22 protein-coding genes are annotated in these 20,286 nt (G+C 67.3%); 11 read left to right on the top strand and 11 right to left on the bottom strand.

Going from position 1 to position 20,286, the window contains the following annotated elements:
- Both H4281_RS19040 and H4281_RS19035 read right to left on the bottom strand, forming a co-directional pair.
- The gene (locus H4281_RS19040) at positions 1-981 is read right to left on the bottom strand and encodes a chitinase (RefSeq protein ID WP_182892279.1); all 981 of its coding nucleotides are present in this window, start codon (positions 979-981) and stop codon (positions 1-3) included.
- 119 nt (positions 982-1,100) lie between these two features.
- Positions 1,101-1,655 (bottom strand): dihydrofolate reductase family protein, encoded by a 555-nt coding sequence (locus tag H4281_RS19035; RefSeq protein WP_182892278.1) that lies wholly within the window; start codon positions 1,653-1,655, stop codon positions 1,101-1,103.
- Positions 1,656-1,816: 161 nt separating this feature from the next.
- Between H4281_RS19035 and H4281_RS19030 the strand changes: the two genes are divergently transcribed.
- Complete coding sequence (locus H4281_RS19030) at positions 1,817-2,137, top strand: antibiotic biosynthesis monooxygenase family protein (RefSeq protein ID WP_182892277.1); 321 nt, start codon at positions 1,817-1,819, stop codon at positions 2,135-2,137.
- 434 nt (positions 2,138-2,571) lie between these two features.
- Here the strand turns inward: H4281_RS19030 and H4281_RS19025 are convergent, their stop codons facing one another.
- A complete protein-coding gene (locus tag H4281_RS19025; RefSeq protein ID WP_182892276.1) occupies positions 2,572-4,167 on the bottom strand; it encodes a bifunctional NAD(P)/FAD-dependent oxidoreductase/class I SAM-dependent methyltransferase in 1,596 nt (531 codons plus the stop codon).
- A gap of 91 nt (positions 4,168-4,258) precedes the next feature.
- On the opposite strand from H4281_RS19025, the gene H4281_RS19020 reads away from it, so the two are divergent.
- Genes H4281_RS19020 through H4281_RS19010 form a run of 3 tightly spaced genes read left to right on the top strand, consistent with a single transcriptional unit; the run spans position 4,259 to position 5,714 of the window.
- Positions 4,259-4,849, top strand: coding sequence for a helix-turn-helix domain-containing protein (locus H4281_RS19020; RefSeq protein ID WP_182892275.1), 591 nt, complete (start codon positions 4,259-4,261; stop codon positions 4,847-4,849).
- A gap of 30 nt (positions 4,850-4,879) precedes the next feature.
- Positions 4,880-5,227 carry an ArsR/SmtB family transcription factor gene (locus H4281_RS19015; RefSeq protein WP_182892274.1) on the top strand — a complete coding sequence of 116 codons (348 nt, stop codon included), beginning with the start codon at positions 4,880-4,882 and terminating at the stop codon, positions 5,225-5,227.
- Complete coding sequence (locus H4281_RS19010) at positions 5,220-5,714, top strand: SRPBCC family protein (protein WP_182892273.1); 495 nt, start codon at positions 5,220-5,222, stop codon at positions 5,712-5,714. The genes H4281_RS19015 and H4281_RS19010 overlap by 8 nt, the downstream gene beginning before the upstream one ends.
- Positions 5,715-6,010: 296 nt before the next feature.
- Here the strand turns inward: H4281_RS19010 and mptB are convergent, their stop codons facing one another.
- Complete coding sequence (mptB, locus tag H4281_RS19005; protein ID WP_182892272.1) at positions 6,011-7,702, bottom strand: polyprenol phosphomannose-dependent alpha 1,6 mannosyltransferase MptB; 1,692 nt, start codon at positions 7,700-7,702, stop codon at positions 6,011-6,013.
- Positions 7,703-8,355: 653 nt separating this feature from the next.
- On the opposite strand from mptB, the gene H4281_RS19000 reads away from it, so the two are divergent.
- Positions 8,356-9,015, top strand: coding sequence for a response regulator transcription factor (locus H4281_RS19000; RefSeq protein WP_182892271.1), 660 nt, complete (start codon positions 8,356-8,358; stop codon positions 9,013-9,015).
- Positions 9,016-9,053: 38 nt separating this feature from the next.
- Entirely contained in the window at positions 9,054-10,061 is a 1,008-nt protein-coding gene (locus tag H4281_RS18995; protein ID WP_237598312.1) for a sensor histidine kinase, read from the top strand.
- A 1-nt stretch (position 10,062) separates the two neighbouring features.
- Here the strand turns inward: H4281_RS18995 and H4281_RS18990 are convergent, their stop codons facing one another.
- Entirely contained in the window at positions 10,063-10,926 is an 864-nt protein-coding gene (locus tag H4281_RS18990) for a 3-hydroxyacyl-CoA dehydrogenase family protein (protein WP_182892270.1), read from the bottom strand.
- A 99-nt stretch (positions 10,927-11,025) separates the two neighbouring features.
- Between H4281_RS18990 and H4281_RS18985 the strand changes: the two genes are divergently transcribed.
- Positions 11,026-11,436 carry a hypothetical protein gene (locus H4281_RS18985; RefSeq protein ID WP_182892269.1) on the top strand — a complete coding sequence of 137 codons (411 nt, stop codon included), beginning with the start codon at positions 11,026-11,028 and terminating at the stop codon, positions 11,434-11,436.
- Here H4281_RS18985 and H4281_RS18980 read toward each other — a convergent pair.
- The 3 genes from H4281_RS18980 to H4281_RS18970 all read right to left on the bottom strand — a co-directional run bounded on the left by H4281_RS18980 (position 11,420) and on the right by H4281_RS18970 (position 13,797).
- Entirely contained in the window at positions 11,420-12,325 is a 906-nt protein-coding gene (locus H4281_RS18980) for a carboxymuconolactone decarboxylase family protein (RefSeq protein WP_182892268.1), read from the bottom strand. The genes H4281_RS18985 and H4281_RS18980 overlap by 17 nt on opposite strands.
- 1 nt (position 12,326) lies before the next feature.
- A complete protein-coding gene (locus tag H4281_RS18975; RefSeq protein ID WP_182892267.1) occupies positions 12,327-12,953 on the bottom strand; it encodes a TetR/AcrR family transcriptional regulator in 627 nt (208 codons plus the stop codon).
- 100 nt (positions 12,954-13,053) lie between these two features.
- Positions 13,054-13,797, bottom strand: a complete 744-nt coding sequence (locus H4281_RS18970) for an SDR family oxidoreductase (RefSeq protein ID WP_182892266.1) — start codon at positions 13,795-13,797, stop codon at positions 13,054-13,056.
- Positions 13,798-13,888: 91 nt separating this feature from the next.
- Here H4281_RS18970 and H4281_RS18965 point away from each other — a divergent pair, with 91 nt between their 5' ends.
- Complete coding sequence (locus H4281_RS18965) at positions 13,889-14,497, top strand: TetR/AcrR family transcriptional regulator (RefSeq protein WP_182892265.1); 609 nt, start codon at positions 13,889-13,891, stop codon at positions 14,495-14,497.
- A gap of 3 nt (positions 14,498-14,500) precedes the next feature.
- Here the strand turns inward: H4281_RS18965 and H4281_RS18960 are convergent, their stop codons facing one another.
- Positions 14,501-15,025 (bottom strand): TetR/AcrR family transcriptional regulator, encoded by a 525-nt coding sequence (locus H4281_RS18960; protein ID WP_182892264.1) that lies wholly within the window; start codon positions 15,023-15,025, stop codon positions 14,501-14,503.
- On the opposite strand from H4281_RS18960, the gene H4281_RS18955 reads away from it, so the two are divergent.
- A complete protein-coding gene (locus tag H4281_RS18955; protein WP_246412061.1) occupies positions 15,024-16,043 on the top strand; it encodes an SDR family NAD(P)-dependent oxidoreductase in 1,020 nt (339 codons plus the stop codon). The genes H4281_RS18960 and H4281_RS18955 overlap by 2 nt on opposite strands.
- Positions 16,044-16,144: 101 nt before the next feature.
- Here H4281_RS18955 and H4281_RS18950 read toward each other — a convergent pair whose 3' ends face one another.
- Entirely contained in the window at positions 16,145-17,242 is a 1,098-nt protein-coding gene (locus H4281_RS18950; protein ID WP_182892587.1) for a C40 family peptidase, read from the bottom strand.
- Between the two features lie 671 nt (positions 17,243-17,913).
- A complete protein-coding gene (locus H4281_RS18945; protein WP_182892263.1) occupies positions 17,914-18,861 on the bottom strand; it encodes a nucleoside hydrolase in 948 nt (315 codons plus the stop codon).
- Between the two features lie 52 nt (positions 18,862-18,913).
- Here H4281_RS18945 and H4281_RS18940 point away from each other — a divergent pair, with 52 nt between their 5' ends.
- On the top strand, positions 18,914-19,669 hold the full coding sequence (locus H4281_RS18940) for an acyltransferase (RefSeq protein WP_037712791.1): 756 nt from the start codon (positions 18,914-18,916) through the stop codon (positions 19,667-19,669).
- A gap of 66 nt (positions 19,670-19,735) precedes the next feature.
- Positions 19,736-20,080, top strand: coding sequence for a nuclear transport factor 2 family protein (locus H4281_RS18935; protein WP_182892262.1), 345 nt, complete (start codon positions 19,736-19,738; stop codon positions 20,078-20,080).
- Positions 20,081-20,286 lie beyond the last annotated feature (206 nt).

Below are 20,286 nucleotides of genomic sequence, written 5' to 3'. Positions count from 1 at the left end.
TCAGCCGGAGTACCCGGCGAAGATCTTCGAGAACTCGTACGGCTGCTGCGAAATGTTGGTGCACCGGTACAGCGGTCCGCTGCACGCGTTCGCGTCTCGGCCGAGTTCCCAGAACGACAGCATTCCCATGTGGACACTTTGCGCGTAGCTCACGACCGCGCTGGCGTCCTTCTGGTAGAAGATCTCGTTCTGCGAATCGTTGGCGCCCAGCATCGGCGTGAGTCCCACCTTCTGCCAAGCGTCCGCATCGGACAGTCCGAGCGCCGATTTCAGTTGCGCCTGCGTGGATTGCGCCGCCTGGATCGCTTTGGCGCCTTGGTCGCCGGGGCCCTGGTAGTAGTCCATCGCCATGACGTTCACCAGGTCGAGATTGACGCCCGCGTCCCGGGCCGAGGTCACGACGTTCAGCCCGTCCGAGGTGAGCCCGGTCGGAAGGACCGGCAGCGTCAGGGAAATCTTGAGCCCGGGATTGTCGTCCTGCACTTTTTTCAGCGCCTGCGACCGAAGCTTGATCGACCCGGGGTCGGCGACCGCCGCGCCCTCGATGTCGATGTCGATGTACTTGAGGTCGTAGGCTTTGATCACCGCCTCGTACTCGGCGACCAGCGAATTGACGTCACCGCACGCCTGCGCGAGCTCGACGCCGGACGCGCCGCCGAAGGAGACTTTGACGTCTCCGCCTGCCGCGCGGATCTTCGCGATTTCGTCGGACTGCCAACCTTGCCGGGGATCGTAGGCAGCGAACCAGCTGGCCTTGCACGCAGCTCCGGTGACGAAGCCGAGAGTAAAACTCTTGATGCCGCTTTGCTCGGCCATCGAAGACAACACAGGCGACGGCCACGCGCCCATGTCCACATAGGGCGCGAGCGCGATCGACGAGTCGCTCGCCGCAGCCGCGGCGCCCTGCGGCGCCGCGAGTCCGGCTACGGCCAGCAACCCGCCGAGCGCAGCCGCCAGTTTCCGGGGGGAGGGGAGACGCATAGGTGGAACCTCCACGGTGAGGACCGAGGGGCGGTAAACCCCTGTCCAAATGGTATAGACCAATAACCGCGTCGGTGCCATACGCCATTAGTAGGCCGCTTCGTCCCGCTGACCGGGATTCAGCGTCCGGAGGCGAGCCGATACCGCAGGTCGACCGCGAGCGCCGGATCCCCGTCGTGCACCCGATCCCACCGAACCGGTTTCCCGCCCGGATTGTCGAACAGCCGCACCCCGGACCCCAGCATCACCGGCATGAGATGCACCAGGAACTCATCGAGAATCCCCAGCTCAACGCACTGCCGCGCGATGTCCTGGCTGTGCAGTTCCAGATCCTTCCCGCCGGCCGCCGCGAGCCCGATCTCGACCGCCTCCCGGACGTCGCAGTCGAGAAACGCGACCCCGTCCTCGGCCGGCGCGTCCTCCGGATGATGGGTAAGCACGAAAACCGGCCCGCGCCACGCTCCGCCATACGGCTGCCTGGCGACCTCCCCCGGCGCCCGGGCGGCTAGCGCGTCAAACCCGCGCCGCCCGCCCAGAATCGCCCCGACCCGCGCGACGGATTCCTCGTGCACCCCCGGCGTGACGCGCACGCCCGACATCCAATCCATCGCATGCCCGTCCGCGGCGACGAACCCGTCCAGCGACATCGCGACGTGCCACAATACCTTGCCCATGGGTCCTCCTCGTGTGCTTGATACGAGGTAGACCGGCGGAACGACGAAAACTCATCGGTCACCGAGGGTTGCCGGGGCGGCCGGGTCAAATGCATCCGCTCCTCGGCCACCCGCTGCGTCGTCTGTTGACTCGAGACAAGAACCTGCCGTAAGGAAGCGTCATGACAACCATCAGCACCGACGCCGACCTCGCCACCCTGGTGAACGTCTTCACCGTCGCCCCGGAGAAGCAGCGGGCCCTAGTCGATGTCCTGACGACGGCGACGGAGGAAGTCATCCGCCACCAGCCCGGCTTCGTGTCCGCGAACATCCACGCGAGCATCGACGGCACGCGCGTGGTGAACTACGCCCAGTGGGCGAGCGCCGAGGACTTCCAGGCCATGCTCGTCGCCCCGGAATGCCGCGAACACCTGTCCGCCGCCCTGTCCTTGGCCGAGAGCGACCCGCACCTGTGCACCGTGGAATCCGTGCACCACGCCTGATTCCTCCGGTTCAGGCGACCATCGGGACGGTCACTCCGGGAGACGTCCGTCTCCGCTTCGCCGAGCATCACCGCCGCGCTGTATCTGTCCGCGCTCCGGAGCTTCCGGGGTATCGGCGGTACCCGGCCAGTGCGAGCGTCCGTCTCCTGACGAGCCCGCGTCCCGGCGTCGGAGGCATACCACCCGGTCACCGTTCTGCCAGCGCGGTGAGCCGCAACGTCACCGACCGCCCGCGTGCGGCCGACCTGGACCGGCGGCGTTCTTCCCACGCGGCAACGCCGGTTCCGCGACGACCGCGGACTGCTCACGAAGACCCGCGGCCGTCGGGCGACGTCGTTCGCCCCAGGTCGACGGCGGTTGTTTCGCGCCGTTCCTCGGCAACTTGATGCGACCGACCCCGGTCTGACCGCGTTCCAGCCAGACCGGGGGAGCCGTCACCTCTTCCGAGCCACCAGCACCGTGTCCCGGACCACCATCTCCGCCCCAACCGCGGGCCTTTCGCGAACGTCCGCAGCCACCGAAGCCCACGACTGATCCAACGTCTCCGCCACTTCCTCAGCCGTGAACATCATGTCCGCCATGTGCGGCCGGCCGGCGTGGTGATCCGCGGGGTCGTGCCCCACCACCAGCAGCGTCCCGCCCGGAGCCACCGCCTCCGCGAGCCGCGCGAACGCCACCGTCCGGGCCGCCGACGGAATGTGCAGGAAATGCGACGTCACCAGGTCGAACTTCGACTCCGGCGCCCACTCGCCCACGTCCGCGGCGACCCACGTGATCCGGTCCGCCACCCCGAGTTTCGCCGCCTGCGCGCGTCCGCGTTCGATGGCCGTCGTGGAGAAGTCGACCGCCGTCACGCGCCAGCCCTGCTGCGCGAGCCACAGCGCGTCGCCGCCCTCGCCGCAGCCGGCGTCCAGCGCGTGGCCCGGTTCGAGGCCGCGAGCCTCGGTCACGAGCTGATCGTTCGGCCGCCCGCTCCACATCTCGTCCCGCGAGCGATACCGCTCCTCCCAGGAAGCCCGGTCGAACGGCGGCGGCTCCGCGTGGTGCTCGTTGGCCCGCGCGACCTCCCGCTCCATCTCGTGCGAGAACGGCCTTTCCCGCAGCCGCACAGCTTCCGCGGCTTCCTCCTCGACCAGTTCGCCGTTGATCGCCGCCCCGGCCATCAACCCCGCCGCGGCCGAAACGACGACCTGCGCCCGCATGTCCGTGACGTTCCCCGCCACCCACAAACCGGGCACGGACGTCCGCCCGGCGGTGTCCGCGGGAACCCGCGTGCCGATCACGAACCCGTTGAACTCCACCGGCTCCGGCTCGATCCCGAGCGGCGCGAGAAAGTCCGCCCGGGTCCTGGCCGGCGCCGCGACCGCCAATGCCTCGCGCGCCACGACCTCACCTGACTCGAGCCGCACCCCGGTCAGCTGGTCGCTTTCGGCCTCGACCGCCGCGACCACCCCGTCCACGATCCGGATCCCGCGAGCCAGCAGCGGAGCCTCGTCGAAATCCCTCTGCGTGTGCCGGAAAACGACCACGTCGTCGGTAAGCTGCCGCCACATCAACGCCTGGTGCACGGTCATCGGACCGGTCGAGAGCACGCCGACCGCCCGGTCGCGCACCTCCCAGCCGTGGCAGTACGGGCAATGCAGCACGTCGCGCCCCCACCGCGCCGCCAGCCCGGCGACCTCGGGAAGCTCGTCGACGAGACCGGTCGCGACCAGCACCCGCCGTGCGTGCGTGCGCCGCCCGTCGGCCAGGGAGATCTCGAACCCGTTGTCCCCCTTGGCAATCGACGTCACCGTCTGCGCGACCACCTCGCCGCCGTACCCGGCCAGTTCCGCGCGCCCGAGCGAGAGCAACTCGGCGGGCGGCGTGCTTTCGCGGCCAAGGTAGTTGTGCACGTGCCCGGCAGGCGCGTTGCGCGGTTCGCCGGAATCCACGACCAGCACCGACCGCCGCGACCGAGCGAGCGCCACCGCCCCGCTGAGCCCGGCCGCCCCGCCGCCGACCACCACCACGTCGTACTTCTCGTCCACTGCGTCCTCCTGTCGGTCCCCGTGCCACCGGACTATCCGGAGAACGCGCCGACTTGACAAAGTTCTTTGCCGAAGTGGCAAATTGACCGGCATGAGCGAAGACGACCAGGGCCTCGGCGAGGTCCTGCACGCGGTCGGCCCGAGGCTGCGCGCCCTGCGCAAACAACGCAACGCGACGCTGACCGGCCTCTCGGAAACGACCGGCATCTCGGTGAGCACCCTGTCCCGGCTCGAGGCCGGCCAGCGCAAACCGACCCTGGAACTGCTGCTCGCTCTGGCCCGCGCCTACCAGGTCCCGCTGGACGAACTGGTCGGCGCACCCCCGACCGGCGACCCGCGCCTGCACCCGAAACCATTCGTCCGGCACGGCCGCACCTACCTGCCGCTCACCCGCCGCCCAGGCGGTCTGCGCGCGTACAAGATGATCCTCCCGCCGGAGCGCTCCGCAGAACCCCCGGACCAGCGGGTCCACGAGGGGTACGAGTGGATGTACGTCCTATCCGGACAACTGCGCCTGATGCTCGGCGAACACGACGTGGTCCTCCGTCCAGGCGAGGTCGCCGAGTTCGACACCCACGTCCCGCACTGGTTCGGCAACGCGGGGGACGAGGTCTGTGAGGTCCTGGCCCTGTTCGGTCCGCAAGGAGAACGCTTCCACGTCCGCGCCCGCCCAGCCTCTTGACGCATACCCATATCGGCATATGATTGCCGCATGGCACGGGCAGCAACCACCGCGGACGTCTTCAACGCCGTCGCCGAACCACGGCGCCGGGAAATCCTGGACGTCCTCGCCGAGGGCGAACGCCCAGTGAACGACCTGGTCCGCGCGCTGGGCTTAGGCCAGCCGCAAGTGTCGAAACACCTGCGAGTCCTGCGCGAGGTAGGCGCGGTCGAGGTGCGGGACGAGGGCAGGCAACGCCTCTACCGCCTGAACGGCCGCGCCCTCAAGCCCATTCACGACTGGGTCCGCCGCTACGAACGCTCCTGGGAGGAACGGTTCGCATCGCTGGACGCCGTGCTGGAAGAAATGGACCCGACCGAGGAGGAAGCCCATGACTGACACGACGACCGGCACGGCGAAGGTGACGCTGCCCGCTGACGACCAGATCCTGATCACCCGCGACTTCGCCGCCCCGCGACAGCACGTCTACCGCGCCTGGACCACGCCCGACCTGGTGAAACGCTGGTGGGCAGGCAAACGGGGCACCGTGACGTCCGTGGACATCGATCTGCGCGTCGGTGGCCAATGGCGCTACGTGATGCTCGCGAACGGCAATTTCGAGGTCGCCTTTCACGGCGAATATCGAGAGATAGTCCCCAACGAACGCCTGGTCCATACCGAGGTCTACGAAACCCCAGGAGCCTTGGACGTCGACGCCCCCGTGGTCACCGTGACCTTCGCCGAATCGGGCGACCGCACCACCGTGACCATCCTGACCGAAACGCACACCAAGGAACTCCGCGACGCCATCCTGGAGTCCGGTATGGAGGGTGGCATGCAGGAGTCGATGGACGCGCTGGAAGAAGTCGCGGTTTCGCTGGATTGAGCTCTCTCGTAGTTGCCTCTGCGCTCTCCTCTCTGGAGCTTGGCGGTGGTCTGCCTGTGCCTGATGGGGTTTGGTCCTGTTCCGGTCGTGTCTGGCGGAGTTTGCTCGTGTTCCGGCCGTGCCTGATGGAGTTCGGTCGTGTCCCGGCCATGCTTGATGGGTTTTGGTCGTGCTGTGGCCGTGCTGATGGAGCGTGGCCCTGTCATTCCCATGACTGGCTGCGCGTGGAGCTATTCCGATCCCCGCGGGCCCGGTGCCGCCCCGGCGACCCGGGTCAGCTCGGCAGCGACGCCCGCTCAGTCAGGCGTGGCTGGCCCCGTCGTGCGGGTGCGCCCGCACCCGCGCCCACACGACGGTCGTGCCACGCCCGGCTCAGCCAAGCACCCGCGTTGTTCCTCGCGGCAGCTGTACCTCTCCACTTGGGCGGATCGCGGCGCAGCAACAGCGACACAGCCGCGACTCTTGAGCGCCACGCTCAAACCGGCATGCAGTTTCGCGCGAATGGCAAGAAATCCATTGATGGGTAAAGAAGAACCTTCGAAGGTTGATGCCACCACTCTACCAGCGCCAACGTCACCCAGGAGTGCGAACTTCCCGCGCATGGTCAGCATGCCCACGACGACCGACGCCACCGCCAGCACCGCGAATCCCCATGGCGGCAGCAGGCTTTTCCCGTCAGGATGAGTGCTGACCACCAGCCACGTGGACGCAGCAGCCGCAACGGCGACCCGGGAAACAGGCCACGCAGCAGCGCTTCCCAGAACCAACGGCCACGTGAAATACCAGGGAAGAGCCACCGGGGCCAGCACAACGGTCACGAATAAAGCCGCAGCAGCTCCGCGCACCGCGTCCGCGCCGCCGGCTCGCGAACGCCACCACAGCCAGGCGACCACAGCCACGAGTACGACGCAGCCCGCAATCCGGCTCACCGCAACGGCTGCCGCGGGATCGCCTGTCAGAAGGCCCACGATTTTCCCGGCCGAAGTCGAGGCCGAGAGCCATGGTTCGAGCACTGAATTTCCGCTCAACGCACCTATCCACCCGAGGCTGACCCCTGCGGCGACGCTGCACAGGCCCATCGTACTGACCACAATGGACACTGTGGCGACGAGCGTGAATCCATAGCCTCGAACAGAAGTCCGCCCGCCAGAGCGACGGCGGGCCCACTCCCACAAGAGAAACGGCAACGCCACTGCCGCCGGAGCCTTCACTGCTGCGGCAAGTGCTACCAAGACGAACCCCAATCCTGGTACAGTGGTGATCACCAGCGCAGCGCCCGCACTCAAGAGCCCGATCATCAGTAAATCGTTGTGCCCTCCTGAAACCACGCACAGCACCGTCAACGGGTTCGCGACTGCCATCCACAGCGCACATTCCGGCCGCGAGCCCAGCTGCCGGCACAAGATCGGCACAGCGACGCACATCAGCGCCAGACCCGCCGTCATGGCAAGGCGGGTCAGCAGCGCCCCGAGAATCACGTTGTCACCAGTCACCGAGAGGACGCTTTTCACGATCAAGATATGCAACGGACCATAGGGCGACGGAACACGAAGCCAGCCGCCCGCCGCGTTGTCGGTGATCGGTCCCGGAAAATCAGCCGCAACGCGGGTGTAGGGATCGAATCCGGCGTGCGCCACCACGCCCTGTGCGAGATACGTGTACAGGTCCGTGCTGAACAACGGCGGCGCACAGAGCAGCGGTACGCACCACATCCAGGTGGTCCGCACGATCTTCCGCGCGTTCGCCTGGCCCGCGCGCGCGGAATGTCCTAATCGGACCCAAGCTGACACCAGGAGGAAAATGCCGAGATAGACAACAACGGTCGCCAGCAGGCGGCCATGGCCGAAGCGCACGATGCTGAACACGGTTCCCGACAGCACGGGATCATGCCGCAACGTCGCGCCCGCGCCGAACGCGCCGAGCGAAACCAGTATCGACCCGGCGAGCCCAACGGCAGACGCTTCCCATCGGGGAAACCGGGCCGTCAAGGCGCGTTTCCTGGAGCGCGCCGAGGCGGACGCGTCTCCTCCGGCGAGCGCTGGTGCGGACCCGCGCATCCCGGCGGGCACGGTGACAGACGCGTTCGCTCCGAAAGATCTCGCTGCGAAGCCACGCATTCCCGCACGCGCTGAGGTCGGCGTGTGTCTTCCAGCGAGCTTCGGGACGGACGCGCGTTTCCCGGCGACTCGTGTGACGGGCCAGACCCGTGCGATCAGCCCGAGCCATGCGACGAATCCGGGCAGCGCAAGGGACCCAGGTCGCGCCGAGGGGCCGGACTGAGCAGCCGATGTGAGCCGTCCAGCGCTCCCGGCCACTGCGGGCGGCCTGGACGATGGACCGGACGTGGCGACCGCGACCCGGCTGACTGGCGTGATCTGCGAGGCGGATCCGTCCGGCTTGAGCAGTGCACGAGGCTGAACTCGCGCACTCGACCCGGGCCGTGCGCCGCGCTGGAACCGCGCGGCAGGCCAAATTCTCGTGACAGAGCCGCCCGCCGCAGCGAACCGTGCATGAGACGCGCGTTTCCCGGCGAAGATCATTCCGCAGGTCTAGTCAGCGGATGATCCCGGGCAGTTAAGATCGGCGTTTATCCGGTCTTTATCCGCCCGGCGTTGTACTGGCGCTCGTGAGGAGAAGCTGAATGCGAGTGCTCGTGGCCGAAGACGAGCGGATGCTGGCCGACTCCGTCACGGAAGGCTTGCGGCATCTGGGCATGGCAGTCGACGTCTGCTACGACGGCGATGCCGCGCTCGAACGCGTCGCCGTCCATCGGTATGACGTGGTGCTGCTCGACCGTGACCTGCCGCGGGTGCACGGCGACGAGATCTGCCGCAGAATCGCCGGCGACGGTGGCGAGACCCGGGTGCTGATGCTGACCGCCGCGGCGGGTATTCGCGACCGGGTCGAGGGGCTCGGTCTCGGCGCGGACGATTATCTGACGAAGCCGTTCGCGTTCGCCGAACTCGTCGCCAGGGTGCACGCGCTGGCGAGGCGGGCCCGGCCCTCGTTGCCGCCGGTGCTGCACGGGGCGGGTGTCGAGCTGGACCCGGCGAAGCGGTTCGCGTCGCGGGACGGTCGGCCATTGTCCTTGTCTCCCAAGGAGTTCGCCGTGCTGGAGGTGCTGCTGCGAGCCGAGGAGCGGGTTGTCAGCCCGGAAGAGCTGCTGGAGAAGGCATGGGACGAACACGCCGATCCGTTCACGAACACAGTGCGGATGACGGTCATGACGCTGCGGAAGAAGCTCGGCCCGCCGCCGATAGTCCACACCGTTCCCGGAGCTGGCTACCGTTTGGCTACCTGAAACGGGCCCGAGGCTCGCTCCGCGGTCGCATCGAGCTGGTGTTCCTCGGCGGGCTGCTGGTCGCGCTGGTGCTGGCGTACCCCGTCGGGAAGGGCCTGGCCATGGTGCTCGGGACCTATGCGGACCAATCGTTCTGCCCGCGCGGCACCGGCTGCCGTGACCCGCTGGGCACGATCTGGTGGTTCCTGCCGCTGGTCGCTGTCGTCGTGCTGGCGATTCGCGCGTGGCGTCCGCTGGTGTCCTGGGTCGTGCGGCCGCTGCTGGATCTTTCGTCCACGATCGACGAACTCGGCCCGCGGAACCTGGGGCAGCGCATGCCGTCGCACCAGACCGAGCACGAATTGCGCGTCCTCTCCACGGCGGTCAACGGAATGCTCGACCGGGTCGCTGTCGGCTTCGAAGGCCAGCGCCGATTCGCCGCGAACGCGTCACATGAGCTGCGCACGCCGCTAGCGGTGCAGCGGACGCTCGCTGAGGTCGCGATCGTCACCGGCGGGGGAGAGGACGTGCAGCGGCTCGCGGCGCAGCTGCTGGTCGTCAACGAACGCAATGAGCAGCTGATCGAAGGCCTGCTGGTGCTGGCCGAAGCTGACCGCGGCCTGCCCGGCGCCATCCCGGTCCGGCTTGACGAGCTGGTGGACGCCGTCGTCGCGCGGTACGGCGATCAGCTGACCGAGCACGAACTGACCCTGCGCCGTCAGTCGGCCGAGCGCACGGTATCCGGCGATCCCCTCCTGCTGGAAAGGATGATCGCCAACCTCGTGCACAACGCGATCAAGTACAACCGTCCCGGCGGATGGGTCGAGGTGAACGTCGGCGGCGAGCCGGCGCTGAGCGTCCGCAACTCCGGCGACCGAGTGCCTGCCGAGGCGGTCGATTCGCTGTTCCAGCCGTTCCGCAGGCTGACTGCCGAACGCCTGAACCATCGCGACGGAGCCGGCCTCGGATTGTCGATCGTGAACTCGGTAGCCACCGCACACCGCGGCCGGGTGTCCGCGGTCGCGGTGGCGGACGGCGGGCTGCAGGTCGACGTCGTGCTGCCGTGATTCAGCCGTACGAGTAGAACCCCTCGCCGGTCTTGATCCCGAGCTTCCCCGCCTCGACGTAGCTGCGCAGCAGCTCCCTCGGCCCGGCGGGAAGGTGCGGATTCTCGTCCGCGTAATGGTTTTCGATGTCCAGCACGACGTCAAGGCCGACCTGGTCCATCATCTGGAACGGCCCGTACGACAGGTGCCAGTTGATCTTGAACATCCCGTCCACGTCCTCCGGCCGGGCGACGCCCTCCGCGACGACGGCCAGCGATTCCCGTTTGATCGCCGCCCACACGCGGTTGAAAATGAAGCCGACGCTTTCCTTGCGCGCCTCGAACGGATGAATGCCGAACTCCGGCAGCACTCCGAGCAGCGTGTCGAGCACGGTCCGGCCGGTTTCGCCGTCGGACATGAGGTCGACCGCGTTCGCCGTCGGCGGCATGTAGAAGTGGATGTTGCACATCCGCGATTTGTCGCGCACCTTCTCGGCCATCATCCGCGACGGATACGACGACGAGTTCGTGGCGAAGATGGTGTCGGCGGGCGAGGCTTCGTCGATTTGGCCCCACAGCGGGATTTTGATGTCCAGCCGCTCTGGCACCGCCTCCACAACGAGCCACGCGTCGCGCAGCGCGTCCTCAATCGACGCTGCGTCCTCGACCTGGCCGACCTCGCCGCTGCCGCGTTTTTCAATCAGGACAGGCAACGCCTCCGCCACGTATTCCGCCGCCGCGGCGACCTGGTCGGCGCTCGGGTCGCTGATCCGCACGGTCCCGCCGCGCGAGGCGAACATCAGCGCGATGCGCCTGCCCAGCGTCCCGGCACCGAACACGGTGACCGGCCGGTCGCGGATCTGGTCGAATGTGTACGCGTACGGCATGGCGGCTCACCTTTCGATCTTCAGCCAAGAAGACCACCCGTCCTCGTCCGCCGCAATTCCGCGCCCACCGCCGGGGGAACGGCCGCGTAGAATGCGACGGTGGTCGAGGTCCGCGAAGTTCGCCGTCTCTGTTACGGCTTCGCCCGTCGTACCGGCGGGACCTTGACCGACTTCCGTGTCCCGGCCGTCACCCCGAACTTCTGGCAAGCCGTCATCGAGTACCCCGGCCGCACAGTCTCGGTCGTCGCGGCCAACGACGTGCCGGTGATCGCGCTCGCCCGCCCTCGCTCGCTCGACTTCGCACCAGCGCGGGAATCCGGGCCGTTGGAGTTCGTCGACGAACCGGAACTGGCCGCTGTCCTGGCGGAGACGGAGCGGTTCCAGGTGCTCACGCCGGCTGACCTCGAACGTTCCTTCAACGCCGAAGACTGGCCGCACCTCACCCGTTCCGACATCGCGTATTGGAAACCGGCGACAGTCGGCGAAGCTTTGTTCAATTACTGGGACTGACCTCCCGCACTCCAGACAGCGGGAAGGTGCCGCCGCCGGAAATCGTGACGGAGCCGGTGAACACGTCCCCGTCGACGGTGCCGGTGACGCTCACCTCGAAGCGCGCCGGATCAGTCACCAGCGCGCTGAAGGCGACCTCCTGGCCGTCGACCGTCCCCGACACGATGGGGACCGTGACCTTCAGCTGAGTGTCAAAAATGGAACCGGACACCCTGGTGCCGTCGGTCGCGAGTTCGAGCAGCAGGTCTTTGCTTCCTGCCGGATGCGTGAACGTGACCTTCCAGTTGCCGTCCGGGCCGGTTTCGCCGCTGGCCGGCCGAACCTGCTGAGAAGCGGCAGCCACTGGCGCCGGAGGTTCGCCGAGCGCGGGTTGCCCAGGCTTCACCGGGACGCCCGCGGAATTCAGGAACCCCGCCATCATCCGGTAGTAGCCGACAAGGAACAGGACCTCGATGATCTCTGCATGGTCGCGGGTCGCGGCGAGAGCTGCCCAGGTTTCTTCGGACACGAAGACATCCGCGCACAGCTCGTCGGCGGCACGCAGCACCGCGTCGTCCTCGGGCGGCCAGTTGGCGTCTGGATCGGAGAGAGCCGCGATCTCCGCTTCCGTCGCGCCGCCGCCGAGCGCGGCGGGCGCATGGTTGGCCCACTCGTACGGAGCGTCGCACCGGAGCGCGACGCGAAGAATCGCCAGCTCGCGGATCCGTGGATGCAGTTTCCCTTGGCTCAGCAGGTAAGCGCCTAACGCGCCGGACGCCTGCATCACTTCCGGTGCGCGGGCGAGAACCTGGATCACGGTGTCCGCGCCGAGTTTCGCCAGTTTTTGCTGGTCGGGCTCCATCTCGTCGAGTTCGAGCGGCGGGATGCGGGGAATCGTCGCGTGCGGCATGTCAGTTTCCTTCCGCGGGCAGGCGGTCGAGCGCCGCCTGCGCTTCGTCGAGGCTCAGTTGCGGATGCGAGTAGATGTCGATCAGCGCGCGGGCGAGCATGTTGTCGCCCGCTGGGCTGAGGATGTCGATGCCTGCCGCACGGGAAATGTGCTGGTGCAGCACAGTGATGGACAGCGCCATCGCGGCACCGATCGCGGCGCGGACCTTGGGGTCGACCGTCGGCGGATCCGTCCGTTGCCGATCAGCGGCGACAAGCCGGCTCGTGCCGAGGTCGACCATCTCGTCGAACAACGGCGCGACGCCGCCTTCGACCAGCGCCCGGACGAGATAGTCCCGGTAGGGCCCGACAGCGATCCGGGCCGCCGCGACAGGATTCGCGGTGACGCTGGTGGCCAGATCCTCCGGCACCTGGTCGTTGAGCTGTCGGAGGAGCTTGATCAGGTGGGCGTCGCACGCCTCGCGGAGTGCCTGTTTGGACCCGAAGTGATGCCGCACCAATCCCAAGGACACCCCGGCTTCCACCGCGATGCCCCGGATCGTGGCGCGCTCGAAGCCGTACTCGCCGAAGTGTCGCATCGCCGCGTCGCGGATACGGGCACGCGCGGTCAGGTCATCGGAGTCGGTCATGACATCATCGCTATACGCATGAATAGTAGACTACACGATTGTATAGTCCACGTGTCAGCGCGAAACGGCGGGAACGTCGTTGTCCCCGCGCTGACGCTGGTCAGAACTGCTTTTCGCCGCCGTCGACGTAGATGTTCGCGCCCAGGATGAAGCTGCTCTGGTCAGAGGCGAGGAACAGCACGGCATCGGCGACCTCGCGCGGCGTTCCCATCCGCCCGAGCGGAACCCTCGCCGCGAAGCTCGCCCGAGCCTCATCGACCTTGTCCGCGCCGACCGCCTTCTCGAGCACCGGCGTGTCGATGGTTCCGGGCGACACCACGTTGACCCGGATCTCACGGTCCTTCAGTTCGTTGGCCCAAGTCCGGGCATAGGAACGGAGGGCGGCTTTGGACGCCGCATACGTCCCGAACGAAGCGAGGCCGTCATCCGCGCGCACCGACGAGTTCAGGATCACCGACGCGCCCTTGTTGAGCAGCGGCAACGCTTTCTGCACGGTGAAGAGCGTGCCGCGAACGTTGGTGGCGAAGACTTGATCGAAGTGCTCCGCGGTGGTCTCCTCCAGGCTTGCGAAAGATCCCGCCGCCGCATTGGCGAAAACGACGTCGAGCCCCTTGCCGCGGGTGCGAACCGCGTCGTAAAGCCGATCGAGGTCCGCCAGATCGGCGATGTCACCCGCTACCGCGGTGGCTGAGCCGATGCTCTTCACGGCAACATCCAGCGCGTCCTGGTTCCGGCCGGTGATGAAGACGTGCGCCCCCTCGGCGGCGAGCCGCTCGGCCGCGGCCAGGCCGATCCCGCTGCTCCCGCCGGTGACGACCGCTGTCTTGCCCTCGAGCTGTCCCATTGCTGACCTCCGAATTATTCGGTACCGATCGGTACTTAAAGTGACCGTAGCACTTCTGAACCGATCGGTACCGAAGAGGTATGCTGGCGAGGTGACCGGTCAGGACAAGGCGCACATCGGCCGCCCGCGCGGATTCGATGCCGACGAGGCGCTGCGACGCGCCATGCTGGTGTTCTGGGAGCAGGGCTACGAAGGGGCCAGCTTGGCCGACCTGACCGGGGCGATGGGCATCACGAAAACCAGCATGTACGCGGCTTTCGGCAACAAAGAGCAGTTGTTCGGCAAGGCTTTGGCGCTCTACGACGAAGGCCCGGCTTCCTATGGCCCGCAAGCGTGGGCCGAGCCGACTGCCGCCAAGGTGGCCGCCGCGATGCTCAACGGTGCCGTCCGAGCGACGACCGACCCCGACTGTCCGCCCGGATGCCTGGGCGTCCAAGGCTCATTGGCGGCCGGCGAACTAGGCCGCCCCGCACGCGAATTGCTCGTTGAGTGGCGAAACGCGGCACGTCGCGCCCTTGAGAAGCGATTCCAGCGCGCCATCGACGAACACGATTTGCCGCCGAACGCCGACGCGGCACGACTGGCCCGCTACGTCATGACTGTCGCGTTCGGAATCGCCGTCGAAGCGGCAAGCGGCGCAACCCGTGAAGAACTGCAGGAAGTCGCCGACGCGGCCCTGTGCAACTGGCCGCCTGCCTGAGTTTCAGCGTTTGCAGTAAAGGTTGACCGCGATGGTCATTCGAGCGCGGAACTCGTCGCGGGTCTCCGCGTCGTGCTTGATCCCGATCGCGGTGCTGATCAGTGTTCCGGCCGCATCGGCGGCGGAGCGTCCCCCGATCGTCTCGACGACCAGTGTGCGGAACCGTTTCGGGTACTCGGTTGGCATGGTGCCGAGCAGGTCGGGATTCGAGTCGATCAGAACGCCGATCTCCGCGGCCATCGGCCCGACGTAGCGACCGGCCCAGTGGTCGAACGCCTCGACCAGCCGCTCGCGCAGCGGTTGCCGCGAATCGGCGAGAGCGAGCCGGGCTGCCTCGATGCTGCCGTCGAGCGAATGCTGCACAGTGGCGCGGAACAGCTCCGGCTTGGACGAGAAGTAGAAGTACAAGCCAGGACGCGAGATGTTCGCAGCCTTCGCGACGTCATCCATGGACGCCTTGCGATAGCCGTAGCGCGCGAACACCTCCAACGCCGAGTCCAGTACGTGCGTGCGTCGATCACTGCCCATGGACACACTATACAAACAAAGTCCAATGCGTATAGTCCGAAGTGTGTCTCAAACCTCCCTGATCCGCACAGCCTTCGACGCCACCAGCACCGCCGCCGACGTCGTCACAGGCCAGAACCTCACCGGCGTCCGCGCGATCGTCACCGGTGCCACGTCCGGCCTTGGCCGCGAAACAGCCCGCGCGCTCGCCTCCGTCGGCGCGGACGTCACCCTGGCCGTACGAAACACCGCTCTCGGTACGAGCGTCGCCGAGGACATCGCCGCCTCCACCGGAACCCGCACCGTCCGCGTCGCACACCTCGACCTGGCCGACCTCGCCACCGTGACCCGCTTCACCGACACTTGGGACGGCCCGCTGCACCTGCTGATCAACAATGCCGGCGTCATGCGTCCGGCCCTGGGCCGCACTCCGCAGGGTTGGGAACTGCAGTTCGCGACCAATCACCTCGGCCACTTCGCGCTGGCACTGGGCCTGCACGACGCCCTGGCCGCAGGCGCGAATCAGCAAGGAACGGCCCGGATCGTCGCGGTGACCTCCGGCGCGCACATGTACTCACCCGTTGTCTTCGATGACATCCACTTTACCCACCGCGCCTACGATCCCCAATTGGCTTACGGGCAGTCGAAAACGGCCAACTCGTTGTTCGCCGTCGAAGCGACTCGCCGGTGGGCAGCCGACGGAATCGTCGCCAACGCGGTCAACCCCGGCGGAGTTTCCACTGGCCTGCAACGAGATTTCACCCAAGACATGAAGGACCATCTAGACCGGCTCGAAGCCGCCGGAGTCTTCGCCTACAAGACCATCGAACAAGGCGCGGCCACCACTCTCGTCGCCGCGACCGCTCCAGAATTCGCCCATAACGGTGGCCATTACCTGGACGACGGCAACGAAGCCGTGACAGTTCCAGACCATGTCGACCTGGCAGGCAACAGTCATGCAGTAAAACGCTGGGCCCGCGACGCCGCGTCCGCGCAGCAGCTATGGGAGGTCTCCCTGGACCTGGTCCGTCAACGCTGACGGACCCAACACGGTCTGCGAATGCGCGTAGTTGGGTTGCCACAAGGGCATTTCTCGCGTTCGCAGGCTTCCGCTGCGCACACGACAGGTTGAGCCGCGGGTCAGGCAGTCGGACGCCCTGCACCCGCGTAGTCGTCACCGGGCTTCCGATACGGATGAACCTGCACCGCCTGCCCAGTCTGCGGCGCGTCGATCATCTGCTGATTCCCGATGTACAGCCCCACATGATGGATCTTCGTAGCGGGCGCACCGTAGAAGATCAAATCGCCCAATTGGGGTTCGCTCACATGGGCAACGCTGCGGAATTGCGTGTCCGCCGTCCGCATCAGCTTGACATCAGCGCTCGCGTAAGCCGCGGTCGTCAGGCCGGAACAGTCGAATCCCGGGTCGGCGTCGCGAGTGCCGTTGCCGCCCCAGACATACGGCAGCCCAATCTGGTCAATCGCGAAATCGACCGCAGTGAGCACCGCGGGATTAGGCGGCTGATCGCTCTGGCCGACCGTGCCGTAGACGTTGGTCGTCGCGAGCGTCCGATGCAAAACGACCGGAGCCGGCTCCAACGTGGCGACTCCGTTCCACCAATCTGTCGCCAGATCGCGGCCATTCGCACAGAGCGCGCGCCCAGCCGTGAGTGCCGAGTCGTCGATGTTCTGAATGTCAGGCTTGCCGCCGGACGCACTGCGCTGCCACTTGCTCCACACCGCGGGGGAGAGCTGCAACGGCCCCGCGGCTCCCGGCGTCGAAACCGGCCGGTGATAGAAGTCGAGAACTTCCACCGTGCCAAGCGGTTTCGCGAGAGTCCCGTTCTCTCCGACTCGATTACCCTGCGCCCGTCCGTGATCGCTGGTGATCTTCCCGATCGCGGCGAGAGTGATCCAGGACAGGTGACAGTCGGGCTGTTCCTTGCTGAGCGTGACGGTCGCCTGTGCGTACCCGTTCATCGCCCGCAACGGAATGTCGAGCCACTGACTGGTCCGCGACGCCCACACCCCGAACTCCCCAGCCCGCGGCACCCCAGGCTGGGTCGGCACCACCGACGTAGGCACAGTCGAGACCGGAGCCGTCTTCGAGCTATTCGGCACCAAGGACGAGGTCGCCGCGACGTTCCCGGAATTCGCGTCACCGGTGCCGCCCGGCAAAATCTGCACCGCGACGACCAACGCCGCAACGACCACCACAACCGCCGCCAACGTCACCACGGCCCGCCGATTCCGCGCGAGAAAACCCTGCCTCGCCGAACGCGCGACCCCTTCGCCCGCCGAGGCACGGACCCCGTCGCCATTTAACGGCGACGCGCTGGCCAGCTCAGGCGAGTCGCTTCCGAACGATGACTCACCAGCCAGCTCGAAGGTTTCGCCACCGAGCGGCGACACGCTGGTCGACGGAGGATTTTCGCCATCCGCTGGCGACGATTCACCGCCCGACGAACGACCGGAGCTAACTGATTCGCCGCCCGCTGGCGACGCCTCGCCCGCGGGCGAACGACCGGCGCTGGCTGATTCACTACCGACCGGCGACGCCTCGCCCGCGGACGAATCACCCGTGCCAACCGATTCGCCACTCAGCGGCGATTCACTGGTCGACGGAGGATTTTCGCCAACCGCTGGCGACGATTCACCGCCCGACGAACGACCGGAGCTAACTGATTCGCCGCCCGCTGGCGACGCCTCGCCCGCGGGCGAACGACCGGAGCCGACAGATCCGCCGCCCACCGGCACCGCCCCAGCCGCAGACCGATCACCCGCACCAACCGATTCGCCACGAACCGGCAACGAACCCGCACCCCCAGGCTCCCCGCTGCCCGCACCCGCCGCCGCACCAGGCGTGACCTGCGATTCGCCATCCAGCGGCGATCTCCCGGCCCCGTCCATCACCGGCCCCCGGCGAGTCTCGACAGCACGAACTCGCGCAGCACGTCCAGTTCCGTATCCACCGCCACCTCGACCGGCCGCCCGGTCGGCCGGTTCGGGACCGCCCGCCGGTCGACGATCGTCATGCCGCGGGTCGGGCCGAGGCCGGAGTCGATGTCGACCGGGTAGGTCTCCGCGCGCAGGATGCCCGGACGGATCGCCTCGGCGACGGCCACCGCGTCGTGCAGGACGATGCCTTCATAGCCGAGCACCTGCCGGTAGTGCGCCAGGTAGTCGGGAGTGAACGAGTTCAGCGCCTGCCCGACTGGTCCGGAAGCCGCGAGTTTTGCCAGCCACGTGCTGTCGACCGCGCACCGGTGGGTGAGGTCGAGGGGGACCATCACGCACGGAACGTCGTCCTCGGCGATCACACGCCGTGCTGCGTCTGGGTCGGCCCAAATGTTGAATTCGGAGACTGCGGTCGAGTTGCCGAGGGTGATTGCGCCGCCCATCAGGACGATGCGAGCGATCTTCGAACGCACTCCGGGGTGGGCCGCGAGCAAGGCGGCGATGTTGGTGAGCGGGCCGATCGGCGCGATGGTCACCGGTTCGTCCGAGGCTTCGAGCAGCGAAACCATCAGGCTGACCGCGTCGGAATCCTCAAGCGGGCGGGTGGCATCGGGCAGCGAAGCGGCGTGCCCGGAAAGTCCGTCGGAGCCGTGCACGGTGCTTGACCGGTGCAGTTCGCGGTAGAGGAGAGGCCGCGAGGCACCTGCGGCGACCGGCACGTCCGGCCGGTCGCACAGCTGCAGCAGACGGCGTGCGTTCGAGGTCGTCGTGGCCAGCGGTACGTTGCCGAAGACAGTCGTCACGCCCAGCAGGTCGACGTCCGCCGACCTCGCGGCCAGCGCGATCGCGAAAGCATCATCGACGCCGGGGTCGGTGTCGATGATCAGCTTGGTCCCCATCCTGCTCCCCTTGCGTGTGGCCGGCCGTCGTCCACAGGTTACGGTCAAGGGCATGACGTCGATGTGGGGTGCGCCCGCGTTGTCGCGCGTGCGCGCCTGGCGGCGGGCCCGGCGGGACCCGCACCAGGCGAAGTTCCTGACGGCCGACTCGCTGCGCTGGATCCTGCGCAATCGCGCCTACACGCCGTGGTACCTCGTGCGCTACTACCGGCTGCTCAAATTCCGCATCGCGAACCCGCACATCATCCTGCGCGGCATGCTGTTCCTCGGCAAGAACGTCGAGATCCACTGCCGCCCCGGATACGGCCGGATGGAAATCGGCCGCTGGGTGCACATCGGCGACGGCAACGCCATCCGCTGTCACGAGGGGTCCCTTCGCATCGGCGACAAGTCGGTGTTCGGACGGCAGAACGTGATCAACTGCTATCTCGACATCGAGCTCGGCGCCGCCACGCTCGTCGCCGACTGGGTGTACATCTGCGACTTCGACCACGTGACCGCGGACATCCACGTGCCGATCAAGGACCAGGGCATCGTCAAATCGCCGGTCCGGATCGGCCCGGACACGTGGCTCGGCACCAAGGTCAGCGTCCTGAAAGGCACGCGCGTCGGCCGCGGCAGCGTGCTCGGCGCGCACGCGGTAGTGCGCGGTGACATCCCGGACTACTCGATCGCGGTCGGTTCACCGGCCCGGGTGGTCCGGAACCGCGAGGACGACTACGCCGCGGATGCGGCCCGACGCGAGGCCGTCGCCGACATGGCGCGCAAGGCGAACAAGGCGCTGCAGAAAACGCTCGGCGACAGCTGACGCCAGCGAGCTGCGCGTCGATTCAGCGCGGCGAAAATCACCTGACAGCGCCGATAACCTCGCCTTATGAGCGAAGCCCTGCGTCGGCATGTCGCCGCCTTCAACAACCGTGACCTGCAAGCCCTCCTCGACGGCTTCACCGAGGACGCGGTTTGGATCACCGGCAGCAGCGTCGTGCGCGGACGCGACGAGCTCACCGAACTGTTCAGCAGTGCCATGGAGCAGCTTCTTCCGACGTTGACGGTCGAGAACGTTCTCGCGGACGGTGACCAGGTCGCCGCCCAATTGACCGAGCGGCTCACCCACAACGGCGAGGAGCACGTTTTCGCCATCGCTGGCTTCTATCGGCTGTCCGGAGACCGCATCAAGTCGGCGAAGATCTACCGAGAGGGCAGCGCCGAACTCGACTGAGCGGTGTTGCCGTTTTTTGGCGAATCGCGCTGACCTGCAGAAACGATCCTTGGTGGAGCTCGATTGACCGGTCGGCAGCAGGGATCGGGACGCCGAAGGCCCGCGCTCAGGCGCTGCCGTCGGACGGCTCCGACAGCGCCTTCGCCGCTGCGTCGTCGATGAAAGCAGCCTTCGCTGAGGTGCCGATGCCGCAGTCAGTGAGGGAG

The sequence above is a fragment of the Amycolatopsis dendrobii genome (assembly GCF_014145675.1).
In the GTDB taxonomy this organism is placed as follows: domain Bacteria; phylum Actinomycetota; class Actinomycetes; order Mycobacteriales; family Pseudonocardiaceae; genus Amycolatopsis; species Amycolatopsis dendrobii.
Note: the sequence above shows the minus strand (reverse complement) of the source record. Positions and strands in the feature narration are given on the sequence as shown.